A 25,269-nucleotide genomic window follows, 5' to 3' on the forward strand; every position below is an offset into this window, starting at 1 on the left:
AGCCTTTTGGTTTTTATGAAATCATTTTTTCTATAACTAACCGTTTCCCAGTGTTTAACGTGAATTCAAACCGATCATTGACTTTTTCAAAGTAGCAAAAATGATGTTGTACGTTACAAATTTGTTCTTGATTATCAAATACCATAAAATTCACGCCATCTTTTCGATTTTCGTCCGATAAGAAGGATAAATGGTTATAACAGTAGATGCAGTCATAAATGGAAAAATTTAATGAATTTAATGTTGTAACAAACTGGAAAAAGGCGTCATCATTCACTCCATCCAAAAGGCGCTCAAGAGAATAAATTAAATGTTTTTTCATTCTAATCGTATCGTGATCACGAAGCATAATCGCTTCCTTCCCACAATGAATCTTTCCGGGTTCACCCACTATCCCTTTCTTCCAACGATTCAGCCGGAAAACCTCAATTTCTTGATGAACAAAATCATCTAACATCGTGGCTTCTTCTGTTTCCTCATCGAAAAAAATCCATTGATCATTTATTTGTTCAACGGTCCCTACATTGTATGCTCTTTGTTGAAAATCATATAGTTTTAATCGTTGTTGTCGATTCATCTCTAACCTCCGTACACAGTTGCTTTCATTTTTCTTTTTTGACATCTTCGTGCCTTTTTATAACCAGGTTATTTTTGAAATCTTAAGTATAAAAAATTTTATCCAGAAGAATCCGTGTTCCATGTAGCATTTGTATCATTCTATTTAGGACAATTAACCATTTAATCTGGGCTGAATAGTATAGAGCATGTAATACCTGTTCAGTTATTTATTTGTAAGGGAGTGAGATGCGAATGTGCGGAATCTCAGGATGGGTTAATTTTAATAAAGTAATAAAAAACGAAACGGAAACACTTGTGAAAATGGCGAATACATTGGCAAAAAGAGGTCCAGATGAAACAAATACCTGGCAGGATACACACGCCTGCTTTGGTCATAAAAGACTGATTGTGGTTGACCCTGAAGGTGGAAGACAGCCAATGACCAAACACAAAGAGGGTTTTGATTACACCATTTGCTACAATGGAGAATTATATAACACTGAAGATCTTCGCAAAATCCTTCTTACTAAAGGATATTCTTTTAAAGGTCATTCTGATACAGAAGTACTGTTAACTGCCTATATAGAATGGGCGGAAGAGTGCGTCAATCATTTAAATGGAATCTTTGCTTTTGCTATTTGGGATCCAAAAAGAGAACAGCTCTTTATCGGACGAGACCGTCTTGGCGTCAAACCATTATTCTTTACAGAACATCAAAAAGGGATTATCTTTGCATCAGAAATTAAGGCTATTCTAGCTCATCCAGAAATCAAAACAGAGATCACTCATGAGGGGCTGGCAGAGGTCCTTGGAGTAGGTCCTTCTAGAACACCAGGATCTGGTATTTTCAAAGGGATGCAAGAACTGCGGCCTGCCCATGCTTTAACTTTGTCACGAAACGGCTTAAAGGTTTGGCGTTATTGGAATGTAAAGAGTGAGGAACATAAGGAAAATGTGGAGGAAACAGCCGAAAAGGTACGATACTTAGTTACGGACGCAGTAACAAGACAGCTGGTTTCCGACGTACCATTGTGTACCTTTTTATCGGGCGGCCTTGATTCCAGTATTATCACAGCGATTGCTGCGAAAGGATTTGCAGATCAGGGAAAGGGGCAGCTTCATACTTATTCGATTGATTATGAAGGAAATGACCTGCATTTCACTTCGAATGAATTCCAGCCAGATGCAGATGGAACATTCATTCAAATGATGACGGAAAAGTTTGCTACCCAGCATCACAACAAAACCATCTCACAAGAACAATTAGTTCATGACCTGGTAGAGGCCACTGCTGTTCGAGATTTTCCTGGAATGGCGGATGTGGATTCCTCGCTGCTTTGGTTTTGTAAAGAAATTAAAAAGGATTTTGTTGTTAGTTTGTCTGGAGAATGTGCAGATGAGATTTTCGGTGGATATCCGTGGTTTCATCGTAAACAGGATTTAGAGCGGCCAGGTTTTCCTTGGATGCGTTCCGTTAACGAGCGGCAAAATCTTCTGAAGCCGTATTGGCGGGATCAATTAAAATTAAGTGAATTTTCTATGAATCAGTATCAACAGGCCATAGCTGAAGCTCCAAAATTCGAAGGCGAAAGCATGGAAGAAGCAAAGCGGAGAGAATTATTCTATATTAATATGACCTGGTTTATGACGACCTTACTTGATCGAAAAGATAGAATGAGTATGGGGGCCAGCCTTGAGGTCCGGGTACCATTTGCCGACCATCGTCTTGTAGAATATCTGTGGAATATCCCATGGGATATGAAAATGTATCGAGGCAGAGAAAAAGGACTTCTCCGCAAAGCTTTTGAAGGAATTCTGCCTGAAGAAGTCCTTTATCGGAAGAAAAGTCCATATCCAAAAACACATAATCCTGAATATACTGCCGCTATACAAAAATGGATGGGTACCATCTTACAGGATAAATCTTCGATATTGCATGAGTTTTTCCAAAAGGAACAGCTTCAAAGCATTGTGGAGACCGGCGGGGATTCATTTAAGGAGCCTTGGTTCGGCCAGCTAATGACAGGTCCGCAATTGTTAGCCTATCTTGTTCAGTTCCATACATGGTTTAAGAACTATAATATTAATATCGTAAATTAGGCCTTTCAATTTCAAGAAAGATTATTTAAAAATTATTATTAAAATTTGGAATAAAGGCAGGATTAGATTAAAATATTTAGTGGAAGAGGGAACCTTTCCTCTTCCTTTTTTAAGGAGGAAAATGCCGTGAAAAAAATAACGTTATTATTATTAACCTTTTTACTTTGCTCAAGCCTTCCTGCTCATGCGGAAATAAAAAAGGAAAACCGCTTATGGCAGGATGAATCCATTTACTCGCTTATGGTGGACCGTTTTAATGATGGAAATATAAAAAATGATCTTAATGTAGACGCGAAAAACCCCTTAGCGTACAATGGCGGTGATTTTCAGGGGATCATTGACAAATTAGATTACATACATGATATGGGCTTTACAGCCATTCGGTTAACTCCAATCTTTGATAATACACAAAATGGGTACCATGGTTATTGGGTAAAGGACTTTTATAAAACCGATGAGCATTTTGGCACAATCAAGACTTTTCAGGAGCTTGTAAAAGAAGCTCATAAGCGAAAAATGAGAGTTATTATTGATTTTGTGGCTAATAATACCGCTGCGGATCATCCGTGGGTAAGTGATCCTGCCAAAAAGAATTGGTATCACCCCAATCAGGAAAATGATGAAGGAACGAATGGCTGGGTAGATGGTTTGCCTGACCTTAATCAGGACAACCCTGAAGTAAATAAATATCTGATAGATGCCGCCAAATGGTGGATTACCAAAACGGATATCGACGGGTATAGCCTGCCCGAAGTCAATCAAGTTCCATTAAGTTTCTGGACTGATTTTTCAAAAGCCGTTAAGAAAGTGAAGAAGGATTTCTTCTTAATGGGTGTCCCGCAGGATAATGCGGCAATAGATGTAGCTAAGTATCAGAACGCAGGAATCGACAGCGTATTCGATAATGCGAAAAGTAAGAATATGAGAAAGGCGTTTGCCACCACAAACCAATCCTTTTCTGATTTGGACGTATCTTCAAATCACAATGGAAAACCAGAATTAATGGCGAACTTTTTTGATAATGAGTATACAGCAAGATTTACGGCTGATATCGTGGAGAAACGACAATTTCCAGGTTCTCGGTGGAAAACTGCGTTGACATATCTATATACAACCCCAGGTATACCGATTTATTATTATGGAACGGACATAGCCTTAAATGGTGGAAAAACTCCTGATAATCGCAGGCAAATGAATTTCCGGACTGAGAAGGACCTGATTGACTATACCACCAAAATTTCCGAGTTAAGAAATAAGCTGCCTTCTTTAACAAGAGGGACCATGGAAATGCTCTATGATAAAGGCGGGATGGTTGTTTATAAGCGCATTTATAAGGGCGAAACTTCGATTATTGCAATTAATAATTCCACAAAATCACAAAAGGTGATTTTAACGGACAAGCAATTAGCTGCTGATAAGGAACTTCGTGGTTTACTTGCCGGGGATATAGTCCGCAGTCACAAGAATGACTACATCCTTATAGTAGACCGGGATAATTCGGAAATCTATGTCCTTACTGAAAAAAGCGGCATTAACTTTACCTTTATTGCGGCTTTAGTTGGAGTGGGGGTCTTATCTTTGATTTTCCTTTTATTGGTTATTAAGCGTGGGAGAAAAGCGAAAGTAAACTAGTTAAAATCGGCGGAGACATCTCCGCCGATTTTTTAGATCAAGAAAGTATGAAATTGACTTTGAAAATTGTCCAGCTCCAGCGCCCTAGCGGCTAGTGTCCTTCGCGCTCCGCCCTACGATAAGTCAACATCGAATCGCTAACGATCTTCGTGTTGTCTAGCTCCGGCGCCTAGGGGCTCGGGGTCACAAGCCAATCCGTCAAGAAGGCTAAAGGGCAGCCTTCTCGCCGGCTCGTCTTATGCCTGTCGCCCCTGATCAAGGCGCCTCCGCTTTTCGACTTCCTTTATCTCAGTTGGAGCACTCCAGGCCATACGCCGCTGACCAGGGCGCTTACGCTTTTTTTCTTAACCATTTACAATAGTACCACCATTAACATGGATCATTTGCCCACTTACATAAGAGGAGTCATCAGAGGCCAGGTATACGTAACTCGGTGCGAGTTCATGCGGCTGTCCAGCTCTCCCTAGCGGTGTATCTGCACCGAATTTTTCTACTTGATCCTCTGGGAACGTTGACGGGATCAATGGCGTCCAAATTGGACCTGGAGCGACACCGTTCACGCGGATCCCTTGTTTTGCCAGCGACATCGCCAATGAACGTGTAAAGGAGACAATTGCTCCTTTCGTTGCAGAATAGTCTAATAATTGTTCGTTTCCATGATAGGCTGTGATGGAAGCCGTATTAATGATCGATGCTCCCTTTTTTAAATGAGGCAGCGCCATTTTGGTCATGTAAAAGAAGGAAAAAATATTAGTACGGAAAGTTTTTTCCAACTGTGATGATGTAATATCTAATAAGCTTTTTTGTGGATGCTGCTCTGCAGCATTGTTGACAAGAATATCAAGTTTTTGAAATTCGTTGATCGTCTTGCTCACAATATCTTTACAGATATCTTCGGAACCAATATCGCCGGAAAACAGGAGACATTTGCGGCCTTCTGCTTCAATAAGCTGTTTTGTTTCCTCAGCATCCTGGTGTTCGTTTAAATAAACAATTGCGATATCAGCTCCTTCCTTTGCAAAATAAATCGCAACGGATTTGCCTATGCCGCTGTCGCCTCCCGTAATTATCGCTGTTTTACCTGCAAGTTTTCCGCCCGGTTTATAATGTGGATCTACTGAGAGTGGACGAGGATTCATTTCACTTTCTACTCCAGGCTGATGATTCTGATGCTGTGGCGGAAAGGTGCTTTTTTGTTGATTTTGATTATTACTCATTTTCTTAACCTCCCAATGTCTATTCACTGTTAGTGTGAGAAAAAAGAGTCAAATTCATGACCAAAATAAAAAGGCGAAGGATGACTTTTCCTTACGCCTTTAATATTACCCGCCACAATGAGCAGTAAAACTCCATACTCCCCGAGTTTCTATTATCGATAATTTATAAATTGAACATCAACACTAAGATCTGCTTCACGTACTAAGGAAATAATTTTTTGCAGATCGTCACGGCTTTTTCCGGTTACTCGGACTTGATCGTCCTGTACCTGGCTCTTTACCTTCACCCCACTATTTTTAATAATGGTATTAATTTTTTTAGCGTTTTCCTTATCTATTCCTTGGGCAAGTTTTGCCCGTTGGCGCACTGTGCCACCAGATGCTTTTTCGATTTTACCGTAGTCTAAATTTTTAACAGGCACACCTCGTTTAATTAATTTACTAAATAAGACATCCTTTAATTGGTCCATTTTATATTCGTCATCTGAAACAAGAACAAGTTCTTCTTTATCAAGTGATACTTCACTTTTACTGCCCTTAAAATCATAGCGTGTTCCAATTTCTTTCATCGTTTGAGTGATTGCATTGGTGACTTCAGAAAAGTCTACTTTGGATACAATATCAAATGAGCTGTCTTTAGACATAGCCATCCCTCCAATTAATTGATACATTATCTGCTAAAGTTTCCCTTTACGGGTACATTATAGTAAAATAAATCAGTTCAAACAAGTAAGAAAAGCGAAAGCGCCTTGAACAGGGGCGACAGGCATAAGACGAGCCGGCGGGAAGGTTGTTCTTTAACCTTTTCGCCGGATTGACCTAAAGGTGGAGGCGACTGTCCTGGGACGAAGGCATAAGACAAACCTTGCAAGAAGGCGCTTTTTGCCTTCTTCTGGGGGTGGCTTATGACTCGAGTCCCAAGGAGCCGCAACTGGATATGCTTATGACCCCGAGCCCCTAGGCGCTGCAGCTAGACAGTCAGAAAAGCGAAAGCACCTAGGCACTGCAGCTAGACAGTAAGAAAAGTCGAAGCGCTGAAGCTGACAAGAGGAAAGCGAGAGCGCCTTAATATAGAAAAAAGGAGTTAGAATAGATGTCTTTAACAGAATTGATTGGTCAGTCTACTACATTAAACGTAGCCCGAATTGCAGACTTTGGTTATTTTTTATCAGATGGTAATGAGGATGTTTTATTGCATAAAAACCAGGCGCAGCAAGAACTAGTGGAAGGGGAAGAAGTGGAGGTCTTTCTATTTACCGATTCTCAAGGAAGAATCTCGGCTTCCATGACCATACCAGAGGTTTCGGTCGGAACCTATGCTTGGGTCAAAGTGACAGATACAAATCCAAAAATTGGTGTGTTTTTAAACATCGGTCTTCCAAAGGATATTTTGTTAGGTGCAGACGACCTCCCTGCACATCAATCCGTTTGGCCGAAGGTTGGTGACATGGTTTATATTACTTTGAGGGTGAATCGCAGTAACTTGTTGTATGCCCGGCTGGCAAGCGACCAAGTAATCCAATCCATCTCGATTGAAGCAACGAGAAAGGATTTTAACAAGAATATACAAGGGCATATTTATCGAACCGCCAAGGTCGGAAGCTGGGTTTACACAATTGAGGGCTTTAAAGGATTTATCCATGAATCTCAGCGCAAAGTTGAACCTCGGTTAGGTCAAAAGGTTGAAGGTCGGATCATTGACGTTAAGGAGGATGGAACGATCAATGTCTCATTACTTGCACGAAAAGAAGAGTCCCAAGATACAGATGCAGAGAAAATCTACGAATATTTGATGAGTCGTAATGGAGCGATGCCTTATAATGATAAAAGTATGCCTGAGGATATCCAAGAACGCTTCGGCTTAAGTAAAGGGGCTTTTAAGCGGGCATTAGGAAAACTAATCAAAGAAGGAAAGGTCTATCAGGAAGGCAGCTGGACCTATGAAAAAAAAGATTAAAGGTTGCTTACATACTCTTTTTCGAAATGACAGACAATAAGTCTTGCATGAAATATAGAAAGGAGTATGGATATGCCGCACACTTCTGATAATGATAAAAAAGCACAAGACAATAATGCATTACGACATGAAAAAAATATGCTTCGTGAAAAAAATCGCCAAGCAGGAAAAAATCAATACTCAAAGAAAACAGATCACAAATAAGAAAGCTGCAGCGCTTTGAACAACCTAGGCGTTGCAGCTAGACAACGAAAGAGCGGGAAATCCCGCTCTTTTTTCAAATTATATTAATGTAAAAAGAAAATAGAAATCGTACCAGGACCTGTGTGGGATCCAATTGCTGAGCCGATCGAGGAGATATAGACTTCTTTGGGATGGAATTCATTCATAATCATCTCTTTTACTTCTAGCGCAGTTGCTTCTGTATCTGCATGACTTATTCCAATGATTTGCTCATCCAAGCGGGAACCGCGTTCCTTCATAATTTCAATAATCCGGCGGAATACTTTCTTTTGCCCTCTTATTTTCTCAATCGGAACAAGTTTTCCTTCTTCCATATTTAGAATCGGTTTAATATTAAGCAAACCGCCAAGAAAAGCAGAAGCCTTAGAAACCCTGCCTCCTTTTGCTAAGTAATCTAAATCCTCAACTGTAAAAATATGCTCCATATGTTTACACCTTTTACTTACATCCGCTAAAATTTCCTCTTTTGTCGCATTTTGCAGTGAAAGCTTAGCTGCTTCCATAACAACCAGACCTGCTCCAAGCGATGCACACTTTGTATCAACAATCGTTAATTGAAAGTCTGGATATTTTTCCTTAACTTGGTCAAGAATCATAACAGCGGTTGAATAGGTACCGGATAACTCGGAGGAAAAAGCGATGTAAATGCCCTCTTCATTCTTCTCAGCCATTTCTGTAAAAACTTCTTCAAATAAAAGGGGAGAAACCTGAGAGGTTTTTGGAACAACCCCGCTCCTGATCGTATCATAAACCGTTTTGGGATCAATTGTTTTTACATCTTCATAATCTTGGTCATTAATTTGTACCTTTAATGGGAATAATACAACATTATTTTCATTATAAAAATTTAACGGTAAATCACATGCACTGTCAGCAAGTATTTTTACTGTCATAAATGTACACCTGCTTTCCAATCATATAGTTCATTTACTTTTAAGTTTATCGGTTTCATCTTAAAATTACAATTTCTAAATGGAGAAGTCATTATAGCTAAATTTTAAAGTTAAGGGGGAATTCTATTGCTTTGGCTCCAAACTAAAAAAGTCGTGATTGTAATCGCTGGTGCATTAATAAATGCACTCGCCATGAATTTATTTCTAATACCAGCGAATGTTTATTCCAGCGGTTTTACTGGTGTTGCTCAATTACTCTCAAAGGTATTAAGTGATTATACTGCTATCAATGTTTCGATGGGTTTTTTATTGTTAATTTTAAATATTCCGGTTGCGATTCTCGGTTGGAAAAAGGTCGGAAAATCATTTACCGTTTACAGTTTTTTGAGTGTTTTACTTACTTCCTTATTTCTCTCGATGATTCCCATTAAACAAGTTTCACATGATATTTTACTTAATGCTGTATTTGGCGGAGTGATTCTGGCAATTGGGGTAGGGATCACGTTAAAATGGGGTGCCTCCACAGGCGGAGTTGACATTATAGCTATGGTTCTTTCCCGGATGAAAGACAAACCCGTTGGTCCCTATATGTTTGTCCTAAATGGGATTATCATTATCACGGCTGGTTTCCTTTATGGCTGGGAAAAAGCACTCTATACTCTTGTTACTTTATATACTTCCACCAGGGTAATAGATGCCATCCATACTAGACATGCCAAGCTAACGGCAATGATCATTACAAAAAAGGCAGATGAAATGAAAAAGGCCATTCATGCTTCTCTTGTAAGAGGAATTACGATGATCCCGGCGAAGGGAGCCTTTTCGAATGAAACAAGAGAGATGCTGATGATTGTGATAACTCGATATGAACTGTTTGATTTAGAAAGAATCATTCAGGAGGTCGATCCTAATGCCTTTACAAACATTGTGCAAACGACAGGGGTTTATGGTTTTTTTCGGAGAGAATAATTCAAAAGAGCAAGCGTCCATTTTAGTGCCAGGTACAGCACTAAAATGGACGCTTTTTCTTACTATTTAATCTGATCTAGCTCTTGTTGCATTTGTTGGAGCTGGGCTTGTTCTGCTACTGTTGAATTGGCATAGGCAGAACTAAGAGCATTCTTTGCTTTTGCAACAGCAGAATCAAGGTCAGCAGGGCTGGCGGATTGTGCCATCTCCACAAATCGTCTGGCTTCCTGGAACAATTGGTTTCCCATGTTATATTCCTCCAAGCGAGGATTCATGCACATTGGCCATCTTCTGAGCTTCCGCCTCAGCATAGGTCATGTGATAAGGAATACGTTCAGCATGTTTGCTGACCGTATCGGCCCCTTGTTGGACAAAGCGTTTTGATTTGTTTCGTTTACCCATTCGAATCCCTCCAATATGCTCAAAGCTAAGATTGAAACAGCTTTGCTGCCTCAAAACTAGTATGCACATCTATTCGCCGGTTCATTTAGGTAAACTATGGCGGAAATTTGAATTTTTTTTCTTATAAATTTAACAAATCGGCTAAGTATTCACCAACACCGTCTTCCTCGTTACTGAAGGTAACTCCTTTAGCAATATTTTTTACTTGGTCGATGGCATTTCCCATCGCAATCCCGTGACCAGCATATTCAAGCATCTCTAAATCATTGTCCTCGTCACCAAATGCAACTATTCTCTCCGCAGGAATTCCGTAGTAGTCGGCTGCTTTTTTTAACCCAACTGCCTTATTTAAACCACTTCTAATAATTTCAATTACATGCCAGGGTGCAGCCCAACTGCGCTGTTCAATAACCTCAGCGTGAATCTCAGATAAGTGGGCACGGATTTTTTTCAATTGGTCTTCTTCCGTATGAATAAGTAAACTTGTCGGTGAAGCTGTTAAATAGTTCGCCAAATCGCCTGTAGTGATTCGGGGATTACCATAGCTAAACAGCTCTAATAACTTCTCATCATGATAATGGAAATAAATATCATCCATTACCTCAGCAATAATATTGTGAAATTGAAAACTTCTACAAGCCTCTACAATGTCTTTAGCTACCTTAACATCAAGCGGCTCATGATAAAAACCCCAATTTTGGTCGAGCGGATGGTGCGTAAATGCTCCATTAAAATTAACTATTGGGGTATCTAATTCCAATTCTCGGTAATACATTTCACTAGAGCGGTATGGCCTTCCTGTAGCAATCATCACGATATGGCCTTCTGTTTTTGCTTTTTCAATAACAGCCTTATTTCTAGAAGAAATGGTTTTATCATCTTTTAATAATGTCCCATCTAAGTCTAATGCAATTAAATGTTTCTCCGCCACATGGACACCTACTTTGTTTATTTAATCAAAAAAATGCATTGCTTTAGAAAAAAGCTTGTCTACATGATACACTACCATTAAGGAATGGTTGTATTTCATAGGTAAACCAACCTGAATATTCCCATATCTACTATGTTAACAATTTTTTAGCTAAGGTGTAAAAAAATTCACACCAGCTAATCGTAAAAAACGATATACTTGTTTACATAATTGCTTTTGGTTAAAGTTTACCACAAGTGAATAGACCAGCCAAAAGCAGTGCAAGGTAGTTTTAAGTGTGTAACAAAAAATAAGTCCAAAAGGAGTGTTATTATATGAATGAAGAGTTAAAAGACAATATAATGGGCGCATTAGAGCTTGTTATCGACCCAGAATTGGGGGTAGATATTGTTAATTTAGGGTTAGTTTATGATGTTGATATGAATGAAGAGGGACTAGTCACAATTAACATGACCCTTACAGCGATGGGGTGCCCGTTGGCAGGTACCATAGTTGACCAAGTAAAACGTGCTCTGGCAGATATCCCTGAGATTAAAGATACGGATGTTAATATTGTTTGGAACCCGCCTTGGAACAAAGATATGATGTCACGCTATGCAAAAATCGCCTTGGGAATCCGGTAAGGGTATAATTATGAAAAATAAAGTTATTTTGGTGAGTTCCAATCAGCTTGGTAGGGGAGACCAATCACTTGGTGAAAATATTTTGGAAACTTTTTTCACGCTTCTTAAGCAAAAGGAAGAACTTCCTGTGGCTGTCTTTTGTATGAACAGCGGTGTGCTAACGATGACAGAGGATTCATTTGTTTCCGTCCATTTGCAGGAACTAGAGGAAAAAGGTGTCGATATTTTAGCCTGTAAAACTTGTGCTGACCACTATGAGGCAGCGGAACGTTTGGTGGTCGGAAAAATAAGTAGTATGGCAGACTTTGTAGATTTAGCTTCCAAGTATGATGTGCTAACTTTATCTTAAACAGCAGAAAAATATAGTGGGTAGGAAAACACACGGTATTCTATAGGAATATATCGTGTGTTTTTTTGTTTTTCTACTGGTTTATATAGATTAAATTAACTGGAAGAAGTCCTTAGTTAGGCTCATTTAGACAAGCGTAGCTGGAAATTGCCGATCAGAATGGTTGATACTGTTAACCGCAAGTTAATTTTCGTCACAAAAGATACACATATCATTTGCCTCATGTGAGATAGTTCACTTTTTTTAAATATAAACAACATTATAATACAGATAATCAAGCTGTTTAAAATGAAATAGCAGATTGGGGAGGCGTTTCAATGTCTTTTAATCGAGACTTTAATAAAGATCCGTTTATTGTGATTTGGGAATTAACTCGAGCATGCCAGCTAAAATGTTTGCATTGCCGCGCGGATGCCCAATATACTCGTGACCCGCGTGAACTAACATTTGATGAAGGTAAAAATTTGATTGATCAAATATATGATATGAATAATCCTATCTTGGTCTTTACAGGCGGAGACCCTTTAATGAGAGAGGATATCTTTGATATTGCTAAATATGCAGTCGAAAAGGGAGTCCGGGTATCCATGACTCCAAGCGCCACACCAAACGTAACAAAAGAAGCAATCGAAAAAGCGAAAGAGGTAGGACTATCACGATGGGCCTTTAGTATTGATGGACCTACTGCTGAGATTCATGACCATTTTCGCGGAACGGCCGGTTCATTCGACTTAACAATGGAACGAATTAAGTACTTGCATGAACTGGAAATTCCAATTCAGATTAATACAGTCATATCTAGATATAACGTTGATTTTCTGGAGGAAATGGCTAAAATGGTCGAAGATTTGAAATGTGTGCTTTGGAGCGTCTTTTTCTTAGTACCAACAGGCCGAGGGCAAGTGACCGACATGATATCACCTGCCCTTCATGAAAAGGTATTGAGATGGCTGTATGACCTAAGCAAACGTGTTTCTTTCGATATTAAAACAACTGAGGCTATGCATTACCGCCGAGTTGTAATTCAGCAAAAAATGCGTGAAGCGCATAAACAAACAAATGAAATTGACTATTTGACTGCCCTGACTGAAAAAGGTTTAACAGGTTCCATTGATGGACTTGGACGCGCCCCTAAAGGCGTTAATGATGGAAACGGCTTTGTATTTATATCACATATAGGTGATGTCTATCCAAGTGGGCTTTTACCAGTTAAAGCTGGGAATATCAGAGAAACACCATTAGCAGAAATTTATCGGGAATCCCCTATTTTCAAGGATTTAAGAAATCCAGATGGGTTTAAAGGGAAATGTGGTGTGTGTGAGTTCCGCTATGTTTGCGGGGGTTCGAGGTCAAGAGCATATGCCATGACAGGTGATTACCTGGAAAGTGAACCATTCTGTGTCTATATCCCTAAATCATTAAGAGAAAAACAGGAACAAAGATAACGTATAAACAAAGGCTGCCTCCAAAAAAAGAGACAGCCTTGAAATAAATCTTATTCAATATTGCAATATACAGCAGAGCAGTTTTCACAGCCGATTTCGTCCTTTAAATATTGCAAATTTAAAATGGTTATCTTGCTTTTCTTAACAGAAATAATTTTATCACGTTTTAACTCACTTAGAATTCGATTAGTACTTTCGCGGGATGTACCGCAAAAATTAGCGAGCTCTTGATTGGTGAGAGGCAAGTCAATGATGATTTCCTGACCTTTATGGATGCCATAACTATTGGACATTCTGATTAAGGTTGAAAATAGGGCACCGCGTTTACCGTTTAAGACAAGATCACGAAATTTGGTTTGCGTTTTACGGAAATGATCACTCATCCATTTCATGAATTCAAAGGCAAGCTTGCTGTTTTGGAAAATCTCACTTTCAATAATATCTTTTTTAATGGCAACAACTTCGCCTTCTTCAAGTACTTTTGCACTTAATAAGTATTTGGGATTATCCGTAAATAAGGTTAATTCACCACAAATATCATTGGCTCCGCAAATTCTTAAGGAAAGTTCACGTCCGTCGGAAGTAATTTTACTGATTTGGATTTTGCCGGAAAGGATAATATATAACTCCTCTGCAACCATTCCTTCTTGAAAAAGAAAAGTCCCTCTCTCACTTTTAAATTTCCGATCTGCAAATGTAAGTAATTCTTTTATTTCAATTGAATGGGTTGGTTTCAATGTCAACGTCATCTCATTCACCTCTAATTATTTATAAACAAGTCAGAATTCGTATTTTAGTTTGTTAATCTTATTCTAACTGATAAGAGGTTCATAAAAATGGGTAAACAATGACAATATAGTGAAAACCTCAAAGTGTTTTATTAACACGTTTATTTGTTGGGTAAATTAGAGCCCTTTTAAGAAATCGTGGAATTCCAAAACAATTATTTATCGAATGAGAAACATCTGTTAAGATTAGAATAGATAAAATGTATTTTAATAGTGAATAAAGTAACAGCCTTTTTCGTATAAACCTGTTACACTCATGATATAGAGCTTCCTTTTACTATAATGGAGTTGATATAAATGGAAAAAACCATTATTAAAGATAAATTAAATAGACCCTTGCATGACCTAAGAATTTCGGTAATAGATCGTTGCAACTTTCGTTGTCAGTACTGTATGCCTGCGGAGAAATTTGGCCCTGATTTTGAATTTCTCCCGAGAAGTGCCTTATTAACCTACGAAGAAATTGAACGCCTAGGGAGGATTTTTGTCGGATTAGGTGTTGAGAAAATACGGCTAACTGGTGGTGAACCGTTGCTTCGAAAGGATCTTCCCCTTCTTGTAGAGAAGCTTTCAGTGATTGAGGGACTTAGTGATATCGGTTTAACAACAAATGGAGTGCTGCTTCCAAAATTGGCAAAGAACTTAAAAGAAGCCGGCCTAAAAAGAGTAAATGTCAGCCTTGATACATTAAACGATGAATTGTTTGGTCAAATTAATGGAAGAGGTGTAGGTACCGCCCCTGTTTTGGAGGGGATTGAGGCTGCCAAGCAGGCTGGCCTTGGAGTTAAGATCAATATGGTCGTCAAAAAGGGGCTAAATGATACTGAGATTATTCCTATGGCGGAGTATTGTAAAGAACATGGCCTGGAATTACGCTATATTGAATTTATGGACGTGGGTTCAACAAATGGCTGGAAAATGGATGACGTGGTAACCAAAAAGGAAATTTACCATTTGCTCAAGGAACATTTCGAACTTGAACCCGTTGGTCCTGCATACTTTGGCGAAGTAGCTAAGCTCTATAAATATAAAGACAAAGATGTTAATGTTGGTTTTATTACGTCTGTTTCAGAGTCATTCTGTTCCAGCTGTACCCGCTCAAGACTGTCTGCAAATGGACAAATATTTACTTGTTTGTTTAATGGAAACGGCCATGATATTCGCAATTTCATGAGAAATGGAGCTACGGATGAGCAAATAACCGAGCGGATTACGGCGATTTGGAACGGCCGGGATGATCGATATTCTGATGAAAGAACAGCGGAAACCCATAAAAATCGTAAAAAAATTGAAATGTCTTATATTGGCGGATAACTCTCTTTTTAAAAGAGGGTTATTTTTTTACAAAAAAACAACCCGCTGTGTAAGCGGGTTGACTTCATTTAGCTTAAATATCTTGGAAATAAGATATTATTTTCAAGATGCACATGCATAAAGGTTAAGCCTTCCAATGCTTCTAAACGGGCATAAACTAAACGGTAGGTACCACAGGCATCTGCAGGAAGGGCAAAGTCAGAAGTAACTGCCCGGATTTGTCTTAAAATTTCTCCGGCATGGTCATGTTCTTTTTCAAGCTCGACAATCATCTGGATGGCTTCCTCAGGATTAGCGGCCGTATCATCGGCAAGCTGCTTAATAAGCGGGAACACGATTTCTTCTTCTTTTGCCATATGTTCAAGTAATTCCTTTTTAAACTCATAAAAAAGCTCATTCATTTTAATAAGTTCTGGATGATGTTCACCGTGAACGCGTGAAACTTTCGTAACATATGGGCTCAGCATTGCTAATTCTTCTTCAGAAACACGATGGTAATTAGTAATCACATGATTAATAATGGTATGGGAGTCTGAATCTGTCCACACATCTACATTTTTCTCAGTGTTTTCATACTTTTCAAAGACATCTTTTAATTCTTCTATGATAGTATCAAGGTTTAGCTCGTTTTGTTCTGCAGCTTGGGATAATGGGATATTTCCCCCACAGCAAAAATCAATTCTGTTTTTCTTAAATAGATCACTTGCTTTTGGAAGTTCGTTGACAATATCTCTAACTAATGAATCGGCTGTTATGGTAAAAGTCATGATTATTTCCTCCTAAAGATAAGGTAAGTTATTTATGACTTAAGCATAATAGAAATATGAAATACTATAGGTGACCTGTATCACACATTGGCTATTTTTTTTCTTTTTCGTCTAATTTGTGACATTTGATACGTTTGTAAGTCTTCTGTAGACTTATAATGAAAATTAGCTGTTATAATCCATTACATAACGAATCAAAATTATCTGTTTTAGGCAGGAGCTGATTTAGTTGCTAGAAAGAAGAAACCCAATTTCGATTGGAGAAGCAGTAACACAAATTATGAAACATCAAATAAGTGGCGTATCGGAACATGTTTCGATAAATGAAAGCTACGGTCGTTATTTATCAGAAGATCTAATCGCAACAAGCAATGTTCCTCACTTTGATAGAGCTCCATATGATGGCTTTGCTGTTCGTTCTATCGATACGCTTGAAGCCTCACCTGCAAATCCGGTGGAATTTGAAGTAATCGACCACATTGGTGCTGGAATGGTCTCTGCTAAGGTAGTAGGGGAAAAACAAGCTGTTCGAATTATGACAGGTGCAATGATGCCAAATGGAACAGATGCGGTTGTTATGTTTGAAGTAGCTAAGGACTTTGAAAAAAATGGCATTCCCTATATGTCCATTAAACGGAAAATTAGCAAGGGTACCAATGTTTCATTTATTGGAGAAGATGCAAAACAAGGCCAAATTCTCGTAGAAAAAGGAACCTTGATAAACCCAGGTATACAAGCGATGCTGGCGACCTTTGGCTATAAAGAAGTACCTGTAGCAAAAAAACCGCTGATTGGTCTATTCGCAACGGGGACAGAATTGTTAGAAGTAGAAGAGGAATTAGTCCCAGGGAAAATACGCAACAGCAATTCCTATATGATTGCAGCTCAAATTGAAAGGGCCGGCGGAACCGTTCATTATTATGGCAAGCTTCCAGATGAATTTGACACATGTTTTGAAGCGGTTAAAGATGCTTTAAACGAAGTAGATCTTCTGATTACTACTGGTGGGGTTTCCGTGGGTGATTTTGATTACCTGCCTGGGATTTATGAAAAACTAGGTGCGGAAGTATTATTTAATAAGGTTGCCATGCGCCCTGGCAGTGTAACAACGGTTGCCGTTTACAATGGGAAAATTCTGTTTGGATTATCTGGTAACCCGTCTGCTTGTTATGTGGGGTTTGAATTGTTTGCCCGCCCGATTATCCGCAAACAGCTTTTTTCTAACAGACCTCATTTACGGAAAGAAACGGCTTTGCTAGAAGTTGATTTTCCAAAAGCTAACCCGTTCACGAGATTTGTTAGAAGTGCCACCTTTATTGATAAGGGAAGGTTAAAATCAACACCGAGCGGATTAGACAAGTCGAATATTATTATGAGCCTGGCCGGTGCAAACTCATTCATGATCCTTCCAGGCGGAACTAGAGGGTTTATGGCGGGAACTGAAGTCGAGGTATTGCTCCTTGATGATCAAGTCGGCAGTGTATGGCCTTGGTAAAACCATTTATTTTTCAGGTGGTTGGATATCAGAATAGTGGGAAGACAACCATTTCAACCAAACTGATAAAAAACCTGACAGACCGAGGAACAAAAACAGTCACCATCAAGCATCACGGTCATGGCGGTAAACCTGCCGTACCTGAACAAAAGGACTCTTCAAGACATCTAAGTTCAGGAGCACTTGCTTCCCTTGTCGAAGGCAGCGGCAGAATGATTTTACAAGCTGACCATCTTTCCATAAGCTTGGAAAAGCAAATTGAGTTAATAAAGTTTTTTCAACCTGACGTTATTTTAATTGAAGGCTATAAATATAAAGATTACCCCAAGCTCCTTTTGCTAAGAAATAAAGAGGACTTGCCTCTATTGGATGTAACAACCAATATTTGTGCTGTCGGTTATTGGTCAGAAGAGTTAAACAATGACTATTTGTATCCATCTTTCTCTATTAAAGATGACGCTATGATTCATTGGACTGCTGAATTCATTCTGAAAAATGTTCATAAAAATGATGAAAAAAGTTAATGAAATTGTCATATATGTTACTTTTATCACAGCAATACAGTCTGGTTCGGATTATAATATTTGCAGGGGTTATATGGTTTGTTAATATAGGTAGTTAGAGTAAGGACTGGAAATGCAGGTTCCAATCAGAGGATAGCTACTCTAGAAATGATCAATGTTACCATAACCTGATTGGTTCCAATGCATTTCCCTTTATATCTAAGATTGAAGAAGGTAAAATTGCCTTCTTTTTTTCATATTTAATGTGATGATCTTCACTTTATTTTCTGTTCAGCTCTTTTATAGTAAGGCTATCAGGAAAAGGAGTGAGAAAAGATGAAATTATTTTTACCCAAACAACATGGTGCATGGGCAATGCTGATCATTCCCTTTTGGCTAGGTGTTATCGAAGGTGGATTTGTTTGGCAGGACGTACCGTTTTTTATCGGCTGGATTTTCTTATATTTAGCCACGTACCCTATGCTCCTTTTATTTAAAAAGAAAAAAATTCAATTTTATACTAAATGGACGATTATTTATATTATACCAGCCTTATTGCTGTTACTGTTTCCGCTGCTCAAAAGACCTTCAATCGTCCTTTTTGGTCTTTTGATGCTGCCGTTCTTTGCAATAAATGCTTACTATACATCTAAAAATAAAGATCGTGCATTTATGAACGATTTGAGTGCAATCTTTGCATTTTCCATTGCAGGACTGGCTAGCTGTTACTTAGGCCAGGGTGCGCTAACCAATCAGATGTTGATTTTTCCTTTTTTAACGTCAGTATTATTTTTTATGGGCTGTACCTTCTATGTAAAAACCATGATTAGAGAGAAGAAAAGCAATCTATTCAAATGGATTTCATGGGCATATCATCTACTTATAGTGGCTGCATGGTTCTTTAGTGGTTTTTGGATCGTGGCGATTGCTTATATTCCGAGTTTACTTCGAGCTTATTTCTTTTATGGAAAAAAATTAACGCCGCTCCAAATTGGCGTATATGAGATCGTTAATTCAGCCATTATCTTTATTATTCTTGCCATTCAAATTGTCACCCTAAATTAAAAAAATCGGTCAGTTGACCGATTTTTTTGTGTTTATTAATCAACCTTACATATCTCAATAGGGCAATTTTCACAATCGATTTCTCTTTTTAAATAATCAATATCATGAATGGTAATCGTGCCTTTATCAATTGAAAGGATAGCTGATTTTCTTAAATCACTAAGGAGCCGATTGACTACCTCACGGGAGGTACCACAGAAATTTGCTAACTCTTGGTTCGTAAATGGTAATTCTACGAGTATTCCCTGATCTGTTTTCATTCCATAACTATTACTGATGCGAATTAGAGTTGAATACAACGCTCCCTTTTTTCCATGGAGGACTAAATCACGAAATTTAGTTTGCGTCTTTCGAAATTGCAGGCTCATCCATTGGATAAATTCAAAGGAAAGGGCTAGATCTTGGGATAGCTTTTCTTCTAAGACATCCTTCATAATAACAGCTACTTCACCGCTCTCTACCACTCGAGCACTTAGTAAATAGCGAGAAGAAGAGGAGAATAAATTTAACTCGCCAATAAAATCTCCTTTAGAGCACATTCTAATGGTTAGTTCACGTCCATCAGGAATGATTTTACTGACTTGAAGGATCCCGCTTCGAACTATATACATTTCATCAGCTTGAGAACCTTCCCGAAAAAGAAACGTTCCTTTTTCAATCCTTTTTATATGATGAACGGTCTCAAAGAGATGTGATAATATTACCGGCATTTCTTTTACTGACTGCATACTATAACCACCTTTAAAGGTACATATTGAATTTATTTCCGAAAATGCAAGTCATGGTTAATAAGATTCCCTAGATAATACTATAATTATATTGTTAACAAAGAATAATTATCAATATCTGTAGAATAAGTTCATACAATCGTCAAAAACTTAAGTCAATACGGCATATTACCCAGGAAATATTGTCGACTTATGTTGGATTTGAAAGAATTTCCCTTTAATGCAGATGCAATCTAACGGAGATAATAAGTTTGTATAGAAAAGGGGGGATTAGAGTGGGACAAAATCATCAGTTTAAATCAGGTAAAAAAGCACCCAATAATGGCTATTACATTGAAGTTGGTGATACAGGAAGCAATGTAACAAATCCAAAGAAAATTAAACTTAAAGCAGGCGACCCGTTTCCTGAAACATCAAATGATGAACGTGTTTGGACCTATGTTCGCAAACCTTAATTCGTTTAGCAAAAGTCATCTTTTTAGATGGCTTTTCTTCTTGTGTTATTTTACTTATTGTGTTGAATTTCTTATAATAGAAATAAATAGGTCAAAAAAGGTCAAAAGGAGTGAGAAACGGTGGATTTAAACCGAATGACGGAACGCTTACAAACAGGAATCATGGAAGCGCAAAGCTTAGCCATCAAAGAAAATCATCAAGAAATTGATGAACTGCATCTGTTTCTTTCGCTAATGGATCAGGAAGACAGTCTAATCGCATCTATATTCGAAAAAGCCGGCTTAACGGCTGAAAAGGTAAAAAAATCATTATTAGGAGAATTGGCAAAAAAACCACAGGTAACCGGGAGCGGTGTCGAGCAGGGTAAGCTTTATATTACCGCAAAACTCCAAAAGTTACTGGTAAGTGCGGAAGAGTTTGCAGCTAAATTTTCGGATGAATATATTTCTGTTGAACACTTCTTGTTGGCTGCTGTTTATGCAAATGATTCACATATGAAAAAAATCATTCAAACATACGGTCTAACACCGGAAATGATTTTAAACGCAATAAAGGAAATAAGGGGGAACCAAAGAGTGACATCACAAAATCCAGAAGCAGGATATGATGCTCTTAAAAAGTATGGACGAGACCTTGTAGCCGAAGCAACAAGCGGTAAAATTGATCCGGTCATCGGCAGAGACGCTGAAATTCGTAATGTGATTCGAATTTTATCACGTAAAACAAAGAATAATCCTGTCTTAATCGGTGAACCAGGAGTTGGGAAAACAGCAATTGTTGAGGGACTTGCTCAGAGAATTGTGAGAAAAGATGTTCCGGAAGGACTTAAAGATAAAACCATTTTTTCATTAGATATGAGTGCATTAATTGCCGGAGCAAAATTTCGCGGTGAATTTGAGGAACGGCTTAAAGCGGTCTTAAATGAAATTAAAAAAAGTGAAGGACGTATTTTATTATTTATCGATGAAATCCATACCATTGTCGGAGCAGGTAAAACGGAAGGGGCAATGGATGCTGGAAATATGTTGAAGCCGATGCTTGCTAGAGGAGAACTGCATTGTATTGGGGCAACCACACTTGATGAGCATCGGAAGTATATTGAGAAAGATCCCGCGCTTGAACGGCGTTTTCAACAAGTACTGGTTCAAGAACCAAATGTAGAAGATACCATCTCGATATTAAGGGGCCTTAAGGAGCGCTTTGAGGTTCATCACGGGGTCAAGATTCACGATCATGCCTTAGTGGCAGCGGCCACATTGTCAGACCGCTATATAACAGATCGCTTTTTACCTGATAAGGCAATCGACCTTATCGATGAAGCCTGTGCCATGATTCGTACGGAAATTGATTCCATGCCAACAGAACTGGATGAAGTGACACGCAGGGTTATGCAGCTGGAAATTGAAGAGGCTGCACTTCGGAAAGAAAGTGATGAAGGCAGTAAATTAAGACTCGAATCCTTATTAAAGGAACTAGCAGATTTAAAAGAACAAGCGAATACCATGAAGGCAAAATGGATGCAGGAGAAACAAAGTATTCAAAACGTACAGGAGAAAAGGGAGCAGCTTGAAAAACTCCGCCGTGAACTCCAGCAATCAGAAGATCGTTATGATTTAAATCGAGCGGCCGAATTAAGGCATGGACAAATTCCTTTAGTGGAAAAAGAACTTAAAGATTTGGAGGAAAAAGCAGCAACAGATGAGCGGCTGCTTCGAGAAGAAGTAACTGGAGAAGAGATATCCAATATCGTGTCAAGATGGACAGGCATACCACTTTCCAAACTAGTTGAAGGAGAAAGAGAAAAGCTGCTTAAATTAGAATCGATCCTCCATGAACGAGTGATTGGTCAGAATGAAGCGGTTAATCTAGTAACGGATGCCGTCCTTAGAGCAAGAGCTGGTATTAAGGACCCAAATCGTCCTATTGGATCATTTTTATTTTTAGGACCGACCGGTGTAGGGAAAACAGAATTAGCAAAGGCACTGGCGGAGTCCTTATTTGACAGTGAAGAGCATATGATAAGGATAGATATGTCTGAATACATGGAAAAGCATGCAGTTTCACGTTTAATTGGGGCGCCTCCGGGATATGTAGGATATGAAGAAGGAGGCCAGTTGACTGAAGCGATTAGAAGAAGACCATACTCGGTTATTCTAATGGATGAAATTGAAAAAGCCCATCCTGAAGTTTTTAATATTCTCCTTCAGGCTCTTGATGACGGACGAATTACGGATTCGCAAGGCCGAGTGGTTGATTTTAAAAACACCGTCATTATTATGACTTCCAATATTGGGTCCCACTTCCTGCTCGATAGAAGTGAAAGTGAGATTGAAATAGCGGATGAAACAAGAGCGAAGGTCATGAGTCAGTTAAGGTCTCATTTCCGGCCGGAATTCTTAAATCGTATAGATGAGACGATCCTGTTTAAACCTTTATCATTAGAGGAGATAAAGGATATTGTCGGTAAAATGCTGAACGATTTGCAAAATCGATTAAAACAGCAGCAAATTAATATTACGATCAGTGAAGATGCGAAGGAGTTCATTGCTGTTAATGGATTCGATCCTATTTATGGAGCGAGACCTTTAAAACGCTATATTCAAAGGAATATTGAAACAAAGCTGGCTCGTGAAATCATTGCCGGCAGGGTGCACGAGCAGTCAACCGTAGGAATAACCATCCAAGATGGCGATGTATTAATAAACGTGCAAAAAAAGTAGTCAAAACAGAAAAAAGGTCCTCCAGTCAGCGTGGAAGACCTTTTTCTCTAGATAAAACAATATAAAAATCCAGCTTCAAGTACTTCGCTAAACAGGCTTACGCTTTTCGTTTAATGCTTTTCAACAGGTTCATTTGGAATCACTGCAGCAGCAATAAGAATTAATATTGTTACCCCAACAGCAACAATTGAACCTTGAGCAAAATTATATTCTGCGCCGGCTGTCATTGAACTAACAACATATGTAAGCATTTGCACTAAAAGGAAAGACCAGAAAAAAGTCCAAAATATACGCACTGAGTTTCACCTCTTACTTATTTTACATTAATTTAAATACTACCATACATTGAAGAAAAAATATATAAAAAAACAATTTTCTGATTATGTTCCCAAGTTCGTTTAAAATAGGCAAACTCCCTTTCAACTATTGTGAAACGGCATACAATACCATGAGGAAATATGTAAAAGGAGATTTAGCGATGGAGAATCGTAATTTTCAGATGGATACCCAATGGAATATCATTCATTACCCCGAAAAGCCTAAAGGATTTGGGATCTTAATTATTGGAGATGAAAGGCATTTTGTTGATGAGAGCAAGTGCTTTTGGACGCAAAACGAAGGAAAGCTGGCTATTATTAATGAATTAAAAGATGCCGGGTACACCATTTTTTCCTCAAATCTTTATGGGCGTAACTGGGGTAGCGAAGATGCTGTCGAACTTGCTCAAAGGTTATATCAGCATGTCATTAGAAGTGAAATCCTTAATAATAAAATTCATATTTTGGCAGAAGGGATGGGTGCATTAGCAGCCATAAAACTTTTGGAAAAAATGAAGGGATCGGTTCGATCCTTAGTCCTGCTTAATCCCATTCTTTCATTGAAAAATCACCTTGAACAAGAAAAAGAGCACAAGTTCTTTTACAAAAAATTAATGAGGGAATTAACGGCTGCACATCAAACCGACCAATCTACCCTCGAAAATGAAATATTCAAGATGGATGAAGTGATTAATCTTGATTATGAATGTCCAATCACGATTATTCAAGTGTTGTCAGGTGGGAAAGCGTACACCCAATCAAAGCTTTATCAAAAAATTATTAATACCCCTAAAATAAACCCAATCTTTATCCTTCCTGAAAAAAAACCTCAGCTTGGAACCATGTTAATCAAGTTTTTTAACAGTCATGAAAAAGTACTTTAATGATAACCCTCCCCAAAATGAAATAATTCCTAGTAAAATCGCATAGGATTCATTAAAGTTATTTTGGGGAGGAAGAGGTAATGGACAAGGCCATGATTTTTGGCATTTATGATTTTGTTAGTTTTCAAATGGGGCGTGCCCTCTTAAATATGGGGTTAGAGGTTATTGGAATTCATATCAATGAAAACAACCATACTCCCTACCTTGAGGAGAAAAGGCTGGAAGTGGGCAGGAATGCAAACTTTAGAGAAATTTTACTATCAGAATTGGATACATGCAGAGAAGTTGACACCACTGAAACAACGTTAATCCTTTCACTATATGATCTATATATGTTGAGGGAAGAGACCATTTTTCAAAAACAAACGGTTACTAAATTACAACAATTTATTGAAGGGAATAAAAGTGTGACAGATATCGTATTCCTTCTACCAATCCAATTATTAGTACCTGATGGGGCAAATAGCCTGCGGACTGTAATCAATGAAGTCGTTGCCTGGGGGAAAAATAATCAGTTTTATTATTTACCGGCCATTTATGGTCCTTGGCAGCCATCCACCTATACATTCCAACAGGCCCTCCTTGCAAACATGGATGATAGCGAAATCAGGGTAAATAAACGTGAATGGACCGGAGATATCCTATATGTGGATGATGCAGTAGAGGCTATTCTGGTTTCAAATGAAAATTTAGCGGTTGAGGATAATAGGCACTTTTTGATTGAAAGCGGCCTAGAGAATTATTGGGTTCAATGTGCAGCACAACTGAAATTAGAAACCAAAGAAATTTATCTCAAAAAATTAGATATAAATCAAACAATCAGTCGAGTGACAGTAAAAAAGGTAACTCCATTCAGCGAGTCATTTGAAAAACAAATAGAAATGACGAGGCGTTTAATCTAAATGTATTAAAT

General features: G+C 38.5%; 27 protein-coding genes. 16 read left to right on the plus strand and 11 right to left on the minus strand.

Going from position 1 to position 25,269, the window contains the following annotated elements:
- Nucleotides 1-13 precede the first annotated feature (13 nt).
- Nucleotides 14-577 (minus strand): DUF2777 domain-containing protein, encoded by a 564-nt coding sequence (locus L1999_RS06140; RefSeq protein ID WP_215040181.1) that lies wholly within the window; start codon nt 575-577, stop codon nt 14-16.
- A 233-nt stretch (nt 578-810) separates the two neighbouring features.
- Here L1999_RS06140 and asnB point away from each other — a divergent pair, with 233 nt between their 5' ends.
- Nucleotides 811-2,658 carry an asparagine synthase (glutamine-hydrolyzing) gene (gene asnB, locus L1999_RS06145; RefSeq protein ID WP_235742748.1) on the plus strand — a complete coding sequence of 616 codons (1,848 nt, stop codon included), beginning with the start codon at nt 811-813 and terminating at the stop codon, nt 2,656-2,658.
- 126 nt (nt 2,659-2,784) lie between these two features.
- A complete protein-coding gene (locus L1999_RS06150) occupies nt 2,785-4,290 on the plus strand; it encodes an alpha-amylase family glycosyl hydrolase (RefSeq protein WP_235742749.1) in 1,506 nt (501 codons plus the stop codon).
- A 344-nt stretch (nt 4,291-4,634) separates the two neighbouring features.
- On the opposite strand, the gene L1999_RS06155 is transcribed toward L1999_RS06150, so the two are convergent.
- Both L1999_RS06155 and L1999_RS06160 read right to left on the minus strand, forming a co-directional pair.
- The gene (locus tag L1999_RS06155) at nt 4,635-5,507 is read right to left on the minus strand and encodes an SDR family oxidoreductase (protein WP_235742750.1); all 873 of its coding nucleotides are present in this window, start codon (nt 5,505-5,507) and stop codon (nt 4,635-4,637) included.
- Between the two features lie 152 nt (nt 5,508-5,659).
- Nucleotides 5,660-6,151, minus strand: coding sequence for a YajQ family cyclic di-GMP-binding protein (locus L1999_RS06160; protein WP_235742751.1), 492 nt, complete (start codon nt 6,149-6,151; stop codon nt 5,660-5,662).
- 449 nt (nt 6,152-6,600) lie between these two features.
- Here L1999_RS06160 and L1999_RS06165 point away from each other — a divergent pair, with 449 nt between their 5' ends.
- Nucleotides 6,601-7,464 carry a CvfB family protein gene (locus L1999_RS06165; protein ID WP_235742752.1) on the plus strand — a complete coding sequence of 288 codons (864 nt, stop codon included), beginning with the start codon at nt 6,601-6,603 and terminating at the stop codon, nt 7,462-7,464.
- Nucleotides 7,465-7,536: 72 nt separating this feature from the next.
- Complete coding sequence (locus L1999_RS06170; protein ID WP_215040192.1) at nt 7,537-7,668, plus strand: DUF3941 domain-containing protein; 132 nt, start codon at nt 7,537-7,539, stop codon at nt 7,666-7,668.
- Nucleotides 7,669-7,751: 83 nt separating this feature from the next.
- On the opposite strand, the gene L1999_RS06175 is transcribed toward L1999_RS06170, so the two are convergent.
- A complete protein-coding gene (locus L1999_RS06175) occupies nt 7,752-8,600 on the minus strand; it encodes a DegV family protein (protein ID WP_235742753.1) in 849 nt (282 codons plus the stop codon).
- Between the two features lie 126 nt (nt 8,601-8,726).
- On the opposite strand from L1999_RS06175, the gene L1999_RS06180 reads away from it, so the two are divergent.
- Entirely contained in the window at nt 8,727-9,569 is an 843-nt protein-coding gene (locus L1999_RS06180) for a YitT family protein (protein WP_235742754.1), read from the plus strand.
- Between the two features lie 62 nt (nt 9,570-9,631).
- On the opposite strand, the gene L1999_RS06185 is transcribed toward L1999_RS06180, so the two are convergent.
- The 3 genes from L1999_RS06185 to L1999_RS06195 all read right to left on the minus strand — a co-directional run bounded on the left by L1999_RS06185 (nt 9,632) and on the right by L1999_RS06195 (nt 10,902).
- Nucleotides 9,632-9,817: a DUF3813 domain-containing protein gene (locus L1999_RS06185; protein ID WP_235742755.1), complete on the minus strand. Its 186-nt coding sequence runs from the start codon at nt 9,815-9,817 to the stop codon at nt 9,632-9,634.
- 1 nt (nt 9,818) lies between these two features.
- Nucleotides 9,819-9,971 (minus strand): hypothetical protein, encoded by a 153-nt coding sequence (locus L1999_RS06190; protein ID WP_235742756.1) that lies wholly within the window; start codon nt 9,969-9,971, stop codon nt 9,819-9,821.
- A 121-nt stretch (nt 9,972-10,092) separates the two neighbouring features.
- Nucleotides 10,093-10,902 carry a Cof-type HAD-IIB family hydrolase gene (locus L1999_RS06195; protein ID WP_235742757.1) on the minus strand — a complete coding sequence of 270 codons (810 nt, stop codon included), beginning with the start codon at nt 10,900-10,902 and terminating at the stop codon, nt 10,093-10,095.
- Nucleotides 10,903-11,216: 314 nt separating this feature from the next.
- Between L1999_RS06195 and L1999_RS06200 the strand changes: the two genes are divergently transcribed.
- From L1999_RS06200 to L1999_RS06210, 3 genes are all read left to right on the plus strand, one after another.
- Nucleotides 11,217-11,525, plus strand: a complete 309-nt coding sequence (locus tag L1999_RS06200) for a metal-sulfur cluster assembly factor (protein WP_215040199.1) — start codon at nt 11,217-11,219, stop codon at nt 11,523-11,525.
- A 10-nt stretch (nt 11,526-11,535) separates the two neighbouring features.
- The gene (locus L1999_RS06205) at nt 11,536-11,874 is read left to right on the plus strand and encodes a DsrE family protein (RefSeq protein ID WP_235742758.1); all 339 of its coding nucleotides are present in this window, start codon (nt 11,536-11,538) and stop codon (nt 11,872-11,874) included.
- 317 nt (nt 11,875-12,191) lie between these two features.
- Complete coding sequence (locus tag L1999_RS06210) at nt 12,192-13,319, plus strand: TIGR04053 family radical SAM/SPASM domain-containing protein (RefSeq protein WP_235742759.1); 1,128 nt, start codon at nt 12,192-12,194, stop codon at nt 13,317-13,319.
- A gap of 50 nt (nt 13,320-13,369) precedes the next feature.
- On the opposite strand, the gene L1999_RS06215 is transcribed toward L1999_RS06210, so the two are convergent.
- On the minus strand, nt 13,370-14,068 hold the full coding sequence (locus L1999_RS06215; protein WP_235742760.1) for a Crp/Fnr family transcriptional regulator: 699 nt from the start codon (nt 14,066-14,068) through the stop codon (nt 13,370-13,372).
- A 336-nt stretch (nt 14,069-14,404) separates the two neighbouring features.
- Here L1999_RS06215 and moaA point away from each other — a divergent pair, with 336 nt between their 5' ends.
- On the plus strand, nt 14,405-15,421 hold the full coding sequence (moaA, locus tag L1999_RS06220) for a GTP 3',8-cyclase MoaA (RefSeq protein ID WP_235742761.1): 1,017 nt from the start codon (nt 14,405-14,407) through the stop codon (nt 15,419-15,421).
- Nucleotides 15,422-15,489: 68 nt separating this feature from the next.
- On the opposite strand, the gene ric is transcribed toward moaA, so the two are convergent.
- A complete protein-coding gene (ric, locus tag L1999_RS06225; protein ID WP_235742762.1) occupies nt 15,490-16,188 on the minus strand; it encodes an iron-sulfur cluster repair di-iron protein in 699 nt (232 codons plus the stop codon).
- A gap of 229 nt (nt 16,189-16,417) precedes the next feature.
- On the opposite strand from ric, the gene L1999_RS06230 reads away from it, so the two are divergent.
- From L1999_RS06230 to L1999_RS06240, 3 genes are all read left to right on the plus strand, one after another.
- On the plus strand, nt 16,418-17,683 hold the full coding sequence (locus tag L1999_RS06230; protein WP_235742763.1) for a molybdopterin molybdotransferase MoeA: 1,266 nt from the start codon (nt 16,418-16,420) through the stop codon (nt 17,681-17,683).
- A complete protein-coding gene (gene mobB / locus L1999_RS06235) occupies nt 17,671-18,207 on the plus strand; it encodes a molybdopterin-guanine dinucleotide biosynthesis protein B (RefSeq protein WP_235742764.1) in 537 nt (178 codons plus the stop codon). The genes L1999_RS06230 and mobB overlap by 13 nt, the downstream gene beginning before the upstream one ends.
- A gap of 315 nt (nt 18,208-18,522) precedes the next feature.
- Entirely contained in the window at nt 18,523-19,251 is a 729-nt protein-coding gene (locus L1999_RS06240; protein WP_235742765.1) for a YwiC-like family protein, read from the plus strand.
- Between the two features lie 35 nt (nt 19,252-19,286).
- On the opposite strand, the gene L1999_RS06245 is transcribed toward L1999_RS06240, so the two are convergent.
- Nucleotides 19,287-19,979: a Crp/Fnr family transcriptional regulator gene (locus L1999_RS06245; protein WP_235742766.1), complete on the minus strand. Its 693-nt coding sequence runs from the start codon at nt 19,977-19,979 to the stop codon at nt 19,287-19,289.
- Between the two features lie 275 nt (nt 19,980-20,254).
- Here L1999_RS06245 and L1999_RS06250 point away from each other — a divergent pair, with 275 nt between their 5' ends.
- Nucleotides 20,255-20,434 carry a YjzC family protein gene (locus L1999_RS06250; RefSeq protein ID WP_215040208.1) on the plus strand — a complete coding sequence of 60 codons (180 nt, stop codon included), beginning with the start codon at nt 20,255-20,257 and terminating at the stop codon, nt 20,432-20,434.
- A 120-nt stretch (nt 20,435-20,554) separates the two neighbouring features.
- Nucleotides 20,555-23,155 (plus strand): ATP-dependent chaperone ClpB, encoded by a 2,601-nt coding sequence (clpB, locus tag L1999_RS06255; RefSeq protein WP_235742767.1) that lies wholly within the window; start codon nt 20,555-20,557, stop codon nt 23,153-23,155.
- Nucleotides 23,156-23,265: 110 nt separating this feature from the next.
- Here the strand turns inward: clpB and L1999_RS06260 are convergent, their stop codons facing one another.
- Nucleotides 23,266-23,451 carry a YjzD family protein gene (locus L1999_RS06260; RefSeq protein WP_215040210.1) on the minus strand — a complete coding sequence of 62 codons (186 nt, stop codon included), beginning with the start codon at nt 23,449-23,451 and terminating at the stop codon, nt 23,266-23,268.
- A gap of 182 nt (nt 23,452-23,633) precedes the next feature.
- Here L1999_RS06260 and L1999_RS06265 point away from each other — a divergent pair, with 182 nt between their 5' ends.
- Both L1999_RS06265 and L1999_RS06270 read left to right on the plus strand, forming a co-directional pair.
- The gene (locus L1999_RS06265; protein ID WP_235742768.1) at nt 23,634-24,356 is read left to right on the plus strand and encodes an alpha/beta fold hydrolase; all 723 of its coding nucleotides are present in this window, start codon (nt 23,634-23,636) and stop codon (nt 24,354-24,356) included.
- 80 nt (nt 24,357-24,436) lie between these two features.
- Nucleotides 24,437-25,258: a hypothetical protein gene (locus tag L1999_RS06270; protein WP_235742769.1), complete on the plus strand. Its 822-nt coding sequence runs from the start codon at nt 24,437-24,439 to the stop codon at nt 25,256-25,258.
- The last annotated feature ends 11 nt before the right edge of the window (nt 25,259-25,269 follow it).

The sequence above is a fragment of the Neobacillus drentensis genome (assembly GCF_021560175.1).
Taxonomy (GTDB): Bacteria; Bacillota; Bacilli; order Bacillales; family Cytobacillaceae; genus Neobacillus; species Neobacillus drentensis_A.